Origin of the sequence: Paenibacillus sp. FSL L8-0470 (genome assembly GCF_038008625.1) — a bacterium.
Taxonomy (GTDB): domain Bacteria; phylum Bacillota; class Bacilli; order Paenibacillales; family Paenibacillaceae; genus Paenibacillus_AQ.
In genome coordinates, this window is sequence record NZ_JBBOZM010000001.1 from 5,374,238 (window position 1) to 5,386,934 (window position 12,697).

The following is a 12,697-nucleotide window of genomic DNA, read 5'->3' on the forward strand; positions in this document are numbered from 1 at the left end:
CTTATCTGCTCTGCATTCTCTCTAAAAACGGCCAGCAGGGAGAAATAACTGCGCTGGAGTCCGTTGTCCTCCTGTAACAGGCTAAAAGCCCCAAATAAGTGCAACTCGGTCCGTTCGTGCTCAGAGCCAGGGCAAGTAAGACCCGGACGCAACCTTCATGCGGAGCGGCCAATGACAAAACAAAAGCAGCGATCCTCCAGTAACAAGAGGATCGCTGCTTTTTTAACTTTTTTGGGTTTCTATAGTGAGAAGGATCATTGGATTCAGCCGAGGCCGATTCCCACGGTCACAATTTCATGTCCGCCAACCGGCAGCTCCAGTGCAACAGAGCTGCCGCAGTCCAGGAGTGCCGATTTGTCCTCTAAAATATTGGATTTGTAAAATCCCGTATTCGGTATATCCGTCTCCAAGTGCAATTCACACGGCTTGCCCTCCATATTGAACCAGCGGATCAGCAAGTCCCCGCTGTCCTCATTCACTTTAAGCGAGGACAAGGCAGCAGTCTTGCCGCTCCAGCGAAGTGGTGAATAAACGGCAGAAAGGGTTCCCGGCTGCAGCTCCGCCTGGGCGGTGATCCAAGGAATCTGGAACTGATAAGCCCCGGCGGCAGCACCGGAGGACACAACGTCTCCGTCATGCGGAATGAGCAGCATTTCCGCTGTCTGTTCGCCCTGGCACTGGGCTTCCGGCGTAGGAAACCAGCCCCAGTCTCCCATCTCACCGACACAGCGGAGCAGGGTTACGGCTATCGTATTACGGCCGTCGCGCAGAATTTCATATTCATTCAGCCCAAGATTGGCTACCGCAAGTCCTGCGCCTGCTTCCGCCACATCCACGAAAGACTGCTGATGTTGTGTATTGCTGGGATTCAGCCACTCTGGCGCCGGCTCGTTCGGGCGTTCGGCCAGCTCGAACATGGAATCGGCACGGTGGGTGGACGCGGCCAGATCGGTCGGGAACAGCATCCGCAACCGATGGTCCTTCGCCGTATTGCTGATAAAGCTTTCGATCTTCAGACCTTTGCCGCCCTGCTCCAGCCTCAGCACCGTGTGCAGCTTAAGCAGCACGGTTGCCGTGGAGCGCTGCGCCTGCCGCTCGGGATAGTAGACCAGCGAACGCTGTTCGTCTTCCAGAAGGGAGTCGGCTGCAGCCGGAATTGCCCACTCATGGGTAATTTCTACGGAAGCCCGGTACGGCGTGTCTTCAATCACGCGGATGCCGGCCGCTAAGCCCTGGGTAGTGAGCGGCGTTTCACCTGCCGGCTGTCTGAACATATATTCGTTGCCGATATCGCCGGTATTCTCATAAATGCCAAGATCACGGTACACCTTGCCGCTCGGCTTATGCGTCAGCGCAAAGGAACCGTCCGCCATGATTTCTACACGCAGGTTTGCGTTTTCCAGCACCTGCTCTCCTTGGAGCAGGGAGACCTTTCCGGTAAGCGGGGAACCTTTGCCCTCTTGAAGACGTACCCATGCGTAGCTGCGCCAACCCAGCGCCGGAACGTCCGCAGCCTCAAAGGTCAGCTTTACCTTGCGGCACATATACGGCTGCCGGAACCTGTCGTCCGGCAGATCGTAGCCAAACGACAGGCCCAGATCCTCGACGGTGCAGGGAACTTCTGTCCCCCGTTCGTTGATCAGCACCCGGCCGTCCAGGTCTACCGCTTTCATCCGGCTGGCCGTTACTTCCAGCGGCAGACCTTCGCGCAAATACAGGCGGGTTACGTCCAGCTCCACGCTCACCGTGCCCGTGCGGCTCCAGCCGCTTGTATTGACCGCTACAAGCGGCAGGGCGTCTTCGCCAAATCCGGAGAACAGGGAAGTATCAACCGCTTGGGTGATGGTTTGCATGCTGCCTTCCACAATGCCTTCGGCGATGTGGCGGCTTTTATCAAAGCGGGTCACCATCTCGCGGTGCACTTCATCCACGCTGCAGCCGCAGATCGAATCATGCGGATGGTTCTGCAGCAGTGTCTTCCAGGCGTAAGTAAACAGATGATGCGGATACTCCCCGCCGTGCAGCCTGGCGATGGAAGCTAGCGGCTCCGCCACCTTCTCAAGCAGCGCCTGGCCGCGCTGGTTCATCTGCTTCAGGTACACCCGGGCCGAAGCGGTATTGACCAGCGTCCCCCAGCCATCGGTGCGCTGGCTCCGCAGCTCGCCCTTGACCGTGGAGAGGCCGCGGTCCAGGGCAGCGGCTGCCACAGCTCCTACATAGTCCGCAAAGTTGGAATGGACAAAAGCCGTCTGCGGATACAGCCTCTGCGCTGTACGGATTGCCTCCGGCAAATCGGTTTGCAGCGGCTGATGATCGCAGCCGTTCATGAACAGCAGCTGATCCGTAGCCGCGAATCGTTCGGCGTCGGACAGCTTCCGGTCCCAGAATACCTTCGCCTCCGCCGGATCGACCGGAATCTCATTCCCGTTCGAATACCAGTTGGCGAACAGGATTCCCAGCACCTTCGAGCCGTCCGGACCTTCCCAGAGCAACTCGGAGAAGGAGGATTCATAACCGTCGTCGGAAACGGTGTTATTGAATCCCGTCGGCTTGACCCCGCGCCCGAAGAATGCGTTAGTAATTCCGGCCTGCGCCATGAGCTGGGGAATTTGTCCCGTCAGGCCAAAGGTGTCGGGAAAATAACCAATCCGCGAAACCTCCCCATACACGCGGGCGTCCTTATGGCCGATCTGCAGATTGCGCACATTGGCTTCCGGGCTGGTCAGAAAGGCATCCTGGAGAATATACCAGGGCCCGATAAAGATTCTCCCCTCGCGGATATGCCGTTCCAGCCGCTCCCGGTTGCCCGGGCGGACCTGAAGATAATCCTCGATAATGATCGTCTGACCGTCAAAGAAAAAACTTTTGAAGTCCGGGTCCTGCTCCAGTTTGTCCAGCAGGCTGTCCACAAGCTGGACGAGACGGATATGATGCCGCTCATAGGGCAAATACCATTCCCGGTCCCAGTGGGTATGTGAAATGATATGCGCCGTTTGTTGTTTGTTCAAGTGTGCTACACCTCAGCCTTCAATGGGAATTCCTCCATATACTCAAGCAGCTCATCCACGGTGGTAAAGGCGAGTCCGGTCACGGTGTCGGCGCAGCCGTAATAGATGGCGATCCGGCCCGTGGCCGAATCCGTCAACGCCGCGCATGGAAAGGTTACATTCGGCACATCGCCCACACATTCATACAAGGTTTCCGGGCCGAGAATATAGTTGCGCGAACGTGCCTTTACCTTCCAAGGTTCGTCCAGATCGAGAAGCGCGCAGCCCATTCGGTAGACAAACCCGTTGCAGGTATTGATTACGCCGTGGTAGATCAGCAGCCAGCCCTTGTCGGTCTCAATCGGAATGGGGCCCGGGCCGATTTTTTTGGACTGCCAGGCGGATGCATCCCCATTAACAGTGCCCATTACATAGCGGTGCTTGCCCCAGAAGGTAAGATCAGGGCTTTCACTGTAGAAAATATCTCCGAAAGGCGTGTGCCCCGTATCGCTCGGACGGCTGAGCATGGCATAATGGCTGCCGATCTTTCGCGGAAACAATACACCATTGCGGTTATAGGGCAAGAAGGCATTTTCCAGCTGGTGAAAGGTTTGAAAATCAAAGGTATAGGCAAGCCCGATGGTTGGCCCGTGATAGCCGTTGCACCAGGAGATGTAATAACGGTCATCAATCTTGCAAACCCGGGGATCGTAACGGTACTCCCGCGTAATTATTTCGGGGTCTCCTTGGAACACGATGGGTTCATGATTGATCTTCCAGTTCACGCCATCTTCGCTGAAGCCGGCGAAAATATCCATGCTGACGGATTTGGAATCGCAGCGGAATACGCCGGCAAACCCGTCCTTAAAGGGAATGACGGCCGAATTAAATACACTGTTGGAACTCGGTATGGCATTGCGCTCAATGATCGGATTGGCGTTATACCGCCATACGGGTGCATTTATGCCGTCCGGCTTATCCTGCCAAGGGATATTTGACAATTTGTCTCCAATAATTGTAGTCATGATCATGTCTCCTTTTCAGTTACAAGATTTCTTCTCTTAACGCCTGCCAGACCAGCTGCGAGAACAGGCTGTTTGACCAGGCGAACCACTTGCGGGTAAAGATATGCGGGTCATCTGCCAGGAATCCTTCATGCATGTATCCGGTATCGGCGTCGGTTGCTTCCAGCATCTCGATCATCGCCAGCTTCTCTTCCTTGTTGTCTGCCGTTAATCCCTGCATCGACAGCGCCATGTGCCAGATATAGCCCGGCGGTGTATGCGGACTGCCGATGCCTTTGGCAACCTTGCCTTCGAAATAGAAAGGGTTCTCCTTGCTGAGCGCAAAACGTCTCGTATTCTGGTATACCGGGTCGTCGTTCTTCACGTAGCCAAGGTAAGGAATGGAGATCAGGCCCGGCGTTCCGGCATCGTCCATCAGGCTGTAGTTGCCGTATCCGTCTGTTTCGTATGCATAAATCGGTCCAAATTCCGGATGGCGGTAGATGCCGTACAGCTTAATACCATGGTCGACCTCCTGCTCCAGCGCCTTAAGCTCCGCCAGGAAATCCAGATCGCGGAAGACCCATTCGGCGAAATCCTGCATCTGCCGCAAGGCCACAACCGCGAACATATTGCCCGGAATGTTGTAATGGAAATCACAGGCATCGTCGCTGGAGCGGAAGCCGGACCAGATCATCCCGGTATAATTGACCGGCATGCCCAGTCCGCCGTTGCGGATCGAATCCTCGGGAATCCCGTTATTGCGGGTGAAGCGGTACGGGGATTGCTCGAAGTGATGCTGTTCCCGCTTGAACAGATCGGTAATGACCCGCAGCGCTTTTTTGAAATCCGCCGTGAAGAAGCCGGTCTGTTTCGTCTCTTCCCAATACGCATGGGCCAGCCGGATCACGAAGCACAGCGAGTCGATTTCGAATTTGCGCTCCCAGACCCATGGCGACATCTCCGTCACATCTCCGGCATTCCAATGCCAGTCATTCGCCGTTTCATTAAACGCATTGGCGTAAGGGTCGATCAGAACGTATTGAATATGGCGCTTGATCAGCCCGCCGATGATACGCTGGAGCTCGGGATCATTGCCCGCAAATGGCACATAATGAATGACCTGCTCGACCGAGTCACGCAGCCAGCTTGCCGGAATATCACCCGTAATGACGAAGGTGGTCCCGTCCTCCAGCAGCTTGGTTGTCGTTTCCAGAGTGTTAGGAAAACAGTTGCGGAACAGCTGCCGCAGCTTCGGCCGGTGTGCCAGCTTCTGATCGGCTTCCGCCAGTACCGCCGCAATCGACGGAGGCAGCGGCAGCTCCGGCATCAAAATATGAGGAAGTCTGAATTGTTCCAATATGAATCTCTCCTTCTGCCTAGTCTAGGAATGAATGATTTTAATCGTCTTGATTTCGAAAGGAGCAAATTCCAGTTGGAGACCCCCTGCTTGTTCATGAAGTACCTCTGTTTCTTCCTCCAGTGCATTGGACAGGCATACCTTCGCATGCGGCAGCGGCCAGCTGATCTCAACCGTTTCACGGCCACCCGCTGATTCATACAGCCGCAGAATGCTGCCGCTCCCGTCTTCCGACAATTTGACCGTGTCCAGCACTACATGATTCCCGCTATAGCCGATCAAAGAGCCCAAAGCCGGCAGCTTGCCTTCTTCTGGTGCACATGCAGCCGCATGTGCCGGAAGATTCAGCTCGGCAGCCTTGCGCAGGGTATGGGCTTCACGCCAATCTCCCGCATGCGGATAGAGTGAATAGGTGAACTCGTGGGTGCCGAGATCCGCCGTGTTGTCCGGCCATTTCGGCGCGCGCAGCAGCGACAGCCGAATCGTGCTGCCCTGTACGTCATACCCGTATTTGCAGTCGTTCAGCAGACTGACGCCGTAGCCATGCTCCGCCACATCCACAAAACGATGCCCGCACACCTCATATTGTGCCTGTTCCCAGCTTGTATTTCGGTGTGTTACCCGTTCCAGCGCACCGAATGGGATTTCATAGGTCGCCTTGGTGGCCATTACATCTATCGGGAAACCTACCTTCAGCAACTTATGGGCTTCGTTCCAGACCACTTTGGTCTTGAAATCAATCCGCGGGTCTTGATGGTAGAGAACCAGTTCCTGCTCGATTTCGGATTGGCCGATACTCCAGCGGAAGCCCAGCACATCACAGATCTCCCCTGAGGAGATCAGCTTCTTCTCCAGCAGAACGGCCTCTCCGGCCGGCTGCTGTTCGTAGCGGCTGTCAATGTCCCAGGCGTCCCATAGAATAGGACGGTCATGGAAGAAGTGAAAGCGGTTGGCCTGCTCTCCCGGTTTGACAATCTCACGCCCGCCTTGTTTATCGTATAGACTGGCGATCTCCCCCCGTTCATTGAACTTCAGGCGGTAAAATGCGGTTTCCCAGCTATCTTCAAAGGAAGCCGCACAGTTCCGGTCGATTTCCGCTGACTGTTCTACTTCTCTCAACCAGACTGTCTTGTACCCAAACGGGGGAACTTCAGGCACACGGATGCGAAGGATGTTTTTAGCATCAATGACAAGGGTCTCCGATTCCAGCCTGGTTCCATCCTCCTGATAGGCCGACAGGAAGCTGTCTTCCTTGATCCCAGTCTGTATGTCAACAATCATGTCCCGCTGCCAGCCCAGACTGTTCAGCACCACATACGGGGCGCCCTCCCCGCGTGTATCGATTCCGCCAATCACCGCTTCCATAGCCAACTCCAGGCTGCCTTCGCCTAGGCTGAAAATACTGCGGTACTCCTTCACCGAGGTCTGATAGACCTCTGGAATGGATGAGCCCGGGATAATATCGTGAAACTGGTTCAGCAATATCAGCTTCCAGCCCTTATGCAGCGCACGTCCCACTTCTCCGGACCGGTCCGGCTCAAGGAGGCTGCCTGCAAGGGTCTGCCATAATTCCGCTTCCCGGTACAGAATTTCAGCTTTGCGGTTATTGCGCTTATTCCGGGAGTGTGTCGTGTACGTTCCACGGTGCAGCTCCAGATACAGGTCTCCCTGCCAAGACGGCAGCTCCCGCCGGGCTTGCTCAATTCCCGCGAAGAATCCGGCTGCGGTGCTGTAAGCTGAAGCTGGCTGACCTACCATCAGCTCAGAACGGTCAATATATTCCAGCATCTCTCTAGTAACCCCGCCGCCTCCGTCGCCATGCCCGTACAGCAGCATTTGCTCGCTGTGGGCTGACTTTTCACGGTAAGACTGCCAGTGGTCATGGATATCCTTAGGCAGGGTATTCTCATTCACACCATGGTTCATATAAGAGAGCATTGAGGTGCCGTCAATACCGACCCAATGGAACAAATCGTAAGGGAACAGGTTCGTATCATTCCAGCCGAGCTTGGTCGTCATGAAATAACGCACTCTGCCGTGTTTCAATATTTGCGGCAGCGAAGCGCAATAACCGAAGGTGTCCGGCAGCCATTCAATCTCGGAGTGTTGTCCGAACTCCTCCTGATAGAAACTCTGGCCGTAGAGCATTTGACGCATCAGGGATTCGCCGCTGGGAATGTTCAAATCCGGCTCCACCCACATGCCCCCTACCAGTTCCCAGCGTCCTTCCCGAATCCGCTCCTTCACTTTGCTGTACAGTTCAGGATCATTCTCTTTCAGATAAGCAAAAAGCTGGGGCTGGCTCTGGGCATAGCGGTAATGCGGATATTCCTCCATCAGCGAATGTACGGTCGAGAAGGTCCGGCTGGCCTTGCGGACGGTTTCCCGCTTTGGCCACAGCCAGGCGATATCAATGTGCGACTGCCCTACCATATGAATCAAGCCTTCACTGTTGCCGCCGACTTTCCGGACACTTTCGATCAGCGCTTGTTCGATGCCGCAGATCAGGCTGCCGTCCTTTACCTCTTCAAGGTGCAACAGGACAAATGAATCCATGGCCCGGTTCAGCGCCTCCATTAAGCGGGCACGCCGGAAATCCTGCTCCGGCAGCAGCAGCGCCGAATCACGGATTACGGTCGCAGTATACATTAAGGACTGCACAGGCCGGTTAATCCTCACTAGCGCGGTGGTGAGGGAACGGATCGGCGGCTGAATCACCGCCTGCTTGTTCAGCGGATCGTCCGGCTCCGGAATGGGATCATACAATTCGATCTCCAGCTTTGGACTTCTTCCAGCCACCTCCGGGTTCAATGTTGCGAAGGTATGGTTGCGGTCCAGTCCCTGCCAGGACCTTCCGTTAAGGCGCAGCAGGCCTTCTCCACCGGATTTGAAGATGAGTCCGATGCCCATCCCGGGCCATTCCGCGGGAATTTCCAAGGTGGTGCGGAGAATATAAGTCGTCCCCTGCACACTGGGAAACAATCCAAAGGATTCACTCCCCGGGAACACCTGCAGCGTGTCATAATCTCCCGGCTGCCGATATTCCGTGGAATACACCTGCCAATCCTCAATAGCCTTGTATTCAAGCCATTGCCGCTCGGCCAATTCGCGGATAAACCGATTGATTCGTTCCATGTCTATTCCTCCACCACCGCAAGTTCAATATTGAGCGTATCGTTGACATTTCTGCCAACTCCAATTCTGAATATTCCCGATTCAACCACTGGTGTGTACTCCGGTCCGATATAGCTCAAGTGCTCGGCGTTGACCGTAAAAGCAACCACTTGCTTTTCACCCGGCTCCAGCCGGATTTTGCGGAAGCCTTTCAATTGCTTGGCCGGCCGGGTTACCTTGCTGACAAGATCGGAAATATACAGCTGAACCACTTCCGCTCCGCTGCACCGGCCGGTATTTTCCACTTCCACCGTCACTTCGGCAGTCCCGTCCGCATGAATAACAGCGGGCTCTGCCCGCAAATTCGTATAACTGAATTCGGTGTAGCTTAGCCCGAAGCCGAAGGGATATTGCGGCTGCGAATCTGTCTCCAGATAACGTTTGCCGCGGGACCGTTTGCCCAGATAGTGAACGGGAAGCTGCCCTGCATCCTTGGGGACGGATACAGTCAGCCGCCCCGAAGGGTTCACATCGCCGAATAGAATATCCGCGATGGCATGGCCGCCTTCCTGTCCCGGATACCAGGCTTCAAGAATCGCATCCGCCTGCTCATCTATCCACGGCTCGGCGATGGGCCGGCCATTGATATAGACGACCACTATAGGTTTGCCGAGAGATTTCAGCCGCTTCACAAGTTCCCGTTGAACACCGGACAGTTGAAGCGACATCCGGTCAATGCCTTCCCCGCAGTCCATGTCGCTGAGAACATTCTGCGTAACCTTAGAGGCTCCGGTTCTTAAATCAATACTTCCTTCGCCAAAGTCCCGTGCGCTGGACCCGCCCAGTGCGAGGATGATCGTATCTGCCCCGGCCGCCGCCTCCACTGCAAAGTCAAAGCCTTCGGGGGAAGGGTCCTTGATGCGGCAGCCCGGCGCGTATCTTACCCGCTCCGGCTCTGCGGAGAGCTTATGCCGGATGCCATCCAGAACGGTTGCCACTTTGGATGGAGGCTGCGGCGAGGTGTAATCGCCGAGCTGATTATAGCCGGCATCGGCGTTGGGCCCGATGACAGCGACCGTGCCTCCACGTTTGGACAGCGGAAGGACACCGTTATTTTTCAGCAGTACAATACCTTCTGCAGCGATTGTACGCGCCAGACCGGCATTCTCTGGACTGCCAATGACCCGCTCCGCCCGATCAGGATCGGCGAACGGCTGTTCAAACAGGCCCAGCCGGAATTTCAGGTCCAGCACACGGGCTGCGGCTTCATCCAGCAGCGACTCTTCCAGACGGCCGGAAGTGACGGCCTGCAGCAGATGACGGCCAAACATCTCGCCAGACATCTCCATATCAATACCGGCCCGAATGGCCTGAACAGCAGCCTCTTCACCGTCCGCTGCCGTATCATGGCCGGAAGCCAGCATGTCAATGGCACCGCAATCGGTGATGATCATGCCGTCGAATTCCCATTCTCCACGCAGCACGTCCCGCAGCAGCTCAGTATTGCTGGTGCAAGGCACTCCATCAATTTCGTTGTAGGCAGGCATGATTGACACGGCACCGGCTGCGACTGCCTTGCGGAAGGGATACATATCCACTTCCAGAAGCTCTCTCTTCCCCATATGCACGGGACCTGCATTCCTGCCGCCCTCCGAGCTGCCATAGGCAACAAAATGCTTCAGCGTAGCGCCAACACTGGATTCGCTATCCAGTGCATCGCCCTGCAGCCCTTCAACGGAAGCGGCGGCGAACTCGCCGATAAGATAAGGGTCCTCTCCAAAACATTCCTCGGTACGGCCCCAGCGGGGATCACGCACCACATCCAGCACCGGCGAATACGTAATCGTTCCGCCTTGGGCACGGGTCTCCAGCGCGGTTGCCCGGCACATCTCCCTGTAAATATCCACATTCCAAGTGCTGCCGAGAAGCAGCGGAACGGGAAAGACGGTTGCGCCTATGGCCATGTGTCCATGGGAACACTCTTCCCCGATCAGCATGGGAATTCCGAGCCGGGAATGCTCCAGCACATAGCTCTGAATGGCATTAACCGCCTCGGCCCCGGCACGCGGGCTCAGTCCTGTCTCCAGCGTAACGCCGGTCCAGGGGTCGGCCCGCAGGGTTCCGTACAGGGAGCCAATGCCGCCTTCCCGGACTTGACGTTTAAAGCTTTCGTCCAGCTCCACTCTGCCTTCTGTATATTCATAGGTTTGCCAGCCGAAAAGCTGAATCAGCTGGCCCACCTTCTCCTCCAGCGTCATCAGCCCCAGCAGGTGCGCTGTCCGCTCCTTAACCGGCTTCGTACGGTCTTTGTAAATCATTTTGTCCCCACACCCGCTCTCCTGTTCTGTCTTATTCTTTAACTGCACCTACGGTAAGTCCTTGGATGAAATAACGCTGGAAGAATGGATATGCAAAAATGATCGGACCTGTGGCAAGCACCACCATGGCCATACGCGATGTATCCTGAGGCATCGACCGCAGCGCCTCCAGACTAAGCGAACTGTTTTGCGAGTTTTGCAGGATAAATTGCATGCTGGTCTCAATCCGCATCAGCATCGACTGCAGCGGCACCAGATCGGGATTATCAATATAAAGCAAGGCGTTGAACCAGTCGTTCCAGTACCCGAGCGTGCTGAACAGTGCAATCGTAGCCAGGCCGGGCAGAGACAGCGGCAGAACAAGGGTAAGAAACACCCGGAATTCGCCGGCCCCGTCGATTTTCCCAGACTCAATAATGGCATCCGGCACGCTGGTGCTGTAGAAGGTACGCAGAATCATAATATAAAAGGCATTGACAGCCAACGGCAGAATCAAAGCCCAAATGCTGTCCTTCAATCCAAGAAACTGGGTCACGACAATATAGGTCGGCACCAGCCCCCCGTTAAACAGCATTGTGAAGAAGGCGAAGAAGGCGAAGAAATTGCGGTATTTAAAGCTTTTACGTGATATGGCATAGGCGTACAGCGCAATAAACAGCAGGCTGACAATGGTGCCGATCACCGTTACAAAGATAGTCACCCCGTATGAGCGGAGTAAAGTGTCACCTGAATCAAAGATATATTGATAGGCCCCAACGCTCCATTTAGAGGGGATTAGCTTGTAGCCCTCCCGGGCGAGCGCTCCTTCATCGGTGAACGAGATGATCACCACAAACAGAAACGGAAAAATACAAAGAAAAGCAAAAGCGCCGGCAATACAATTAAAAATGATGTTCCATCCTTTAGACAGCTGATGGAAGTTGCGCGCTTTAGCAGGATTTGCAGACATAGGATTCCCTCACTTTCCTTCATTGACCTTTCATTGACCTAGAATAAGGCACTGTCCTTATCGAATCTCCGCACGATGTAATTGGAGGTAATGACCAGAACAAAACCAACCACTGATTGATACAAGCCCGCAGCTGTGCTCATGCCGATCTCACCGGTCGTCTTGAGTCCGCGGTACACATACGTATCGATAACATTGGTCACGCTATAGAGCGTCCCCGAATCTCTTGGCACTTGATAGAACAGTCCGAAATCCGCATAAAAAATCTTCCCGATCGCAAGCAAGGTCATAATGGTGATAATCGGGCTGAGCAAGGGGAGCGTAATGTTGCGGATCTGCTGGAATTTGCTTGCTCCGTCGATCATCGCCGCTTCGTACAGCGACTTGTCAATGCCCATGATCGCAGCCAGATAGACTACGCTGTTATATCCTACTGCCTTCCACAAGTACACGAAGATAAGAATGAAAGGCCAGTATTTCGATTCTGAATACCATGAAATGTGGCTTCCGAATATTTCGTTCAGCAATCCCCGCTCCGAGCTGAGGAAGCTGAAAGCAAAATAGCCCACGACCACCCAGGACAGAAAATACGGCAGGAACATTCCCGTCTGATACAGCTTGGCCAGCTTTTTATTGGCAATCTCAGACAGCACTACCGCCAGCAGCACCGATAAGATCAGTCCCACCACGATAAAAGCCATGTTATACAACAGTGTATTGCGTGTAATCAGATACGCATCGTTCGTGGTGAATAAGAACTTGAAATTATCCCAGCCAACCCACTTGCTGTTTACGATGCTGGCCAAAAACCCGTCCTTGCTGAACCGGTATTCTTTAAAGGCAATGACCGTCCCGATCATTGGCAGATAGGAGAAAAATAAAAACCATAACGTGCCCGGAAGAACCATGAACAGCAGTACTTTATTTCTCACAACATCTCGGGTTGTATTTCGAATTTTACCCAT

General features: G+C 54.7%; 7 protein-coding genes. All 7 read right to left on the reverse strand.

Going from position 1 to position 12,697, the window contains the following annotated elements:
* Nucleotides 1-263: 263 nt before the first annotated feature.
* The 7 genes from NST99_RS24650 to NST99_RS24680 are packed head-to-tail and all read right to left on the reverse strand — an operon-like array spanning nucleotide 264 to nucleotide 12,697.
* On the reverse strand, nucleotides 264-3,008 hold the full coding sequence (locus tag NST99_RS24650) for an alpha-mannosidase (RefSeq protein ID WP_341095108.1): 2,745 nt from the start codon (nucleotides 3,006-3,008) through the stop codon (nucleotides 264-266).
* Nucleotides 3,009-3,013: 5 nt separating this feature from the next.
* Nucleotides 3,014-4,012 carry a glycoside hydrolase family 130 protein gene (locus NST99_RS24655; protein ID WP_341095111.1) on the reverse strand — a complete coding sequence of 333 codons (999 nt, stop codon included), beginning with the start codon at nucleotides 4,010-4,012 and terminating at the stop codon, nucleotides 3,014-3,016.
* A gap of 19 nt (nucleotides 4,013-4,031) precedes the next feature.
* The gene (locus tag NST99_RS24660) at nucleotides 4,032-5,351 is read right to left on the reverse strand and encodes a glycoside hydrolase family 125 protein (protein WP_341095113.1); all 1,320 of its coding nucleotides are present in this window, start codon (nucleotides 5,349-5,351) and stop codon (nucleotides 4,032-4,034) included.
* 24 nt (nucleotides 5,352-5,375) lie between these two features.
* The gene (locus NST99_RS24665; RefSeq protein WP_341095115.1) at nucleotides 5,376-8,486 is read right to left on the reverse strand and encodes an alpha-mannosidase; all 3,111 of its coding nucleotides are present in this window, start codon (nucleotides 8,484-8,486) and stop codon (nucleotides 5,376-5,378) included.
* Between the two features lie 2 nt (nucleotides 8,487-8,488).
* Complete coding sequence (locus tag NST99_RS24670) at nucleotides 8,489-10,783, reverse strand: glycoside hydrolase family 3 N-terminal domain-containing protein (RefSeq protein WP_341095117.1); 2,295 nt, start codon at nucleotides 10,781-10,783, stop codon at nucleotides 8,489-8,491.
* A 31-nt stretch (nucleotides 10,784-10,814) separates the two neighbouring features.
* Nucleotides 10,815-11,732, reverse strand: coding sequence for a carbohydrate ABC transporter permease (locus NST99_RS24675; RefSeq protein ID WP_341095118.1), 918 nt, complete (start codon nucleotides 11,730-11,732; stop codon nucleotides 10,815-10,817).
* Nucleotides 11,733-11,770: 38 nt separating this feature from the next.
* Nucleotides 11,771-12,697, reverse strand: a complete 927-nt coding sequence (locus tag NST99_RS24680) for an ABC transporter permease (RefSeq protein ID WP_341095121.1) — start codon at nucleotides 12,695-12,697, stop codon at nucleotides 11,771-11,773.

Excerpts from the sequence above, each read along its gene's own strand:
- NST99_RS24655 (WP_341095111.1), bottom strand. The coding sequence starts at position 4,012 with ATGACTACAATTATTGGAGACAAATTGTCAAATATCCCTTGGCAGGAT.
- NST99_RS24665 (WP_341095115.1), bottom strand. The coding sequence starts at position 8,486 with ATGGAACGAATCAATCGGTTTATCCGCGAATTGGCCGAGCGGCAATGG.
- NST99_RS24670 (WP_341095117.1), bottom strand. The coding sequence starts at position 10,783 with ATGATTTACAAAGACCGTACGAAGCCGGTTAAGGAGCGGACAGCGCAC.
- NST99_RS24675 (WP_341095118.1), bottom strand. The coding sequence starts at position 11,732 with ATGTCTGCAAATCCTGCTAAAGCGCGCAACTTCCATCAGCTGTCTAAA.
- NST99_RS24680 (WP_341095121.1), bottom strand. The coding sequence starts at position 12,697 with ATGGGTAAAATTCGAAATACAACCCGAGATGTTGTGAGAAATAAAGTA.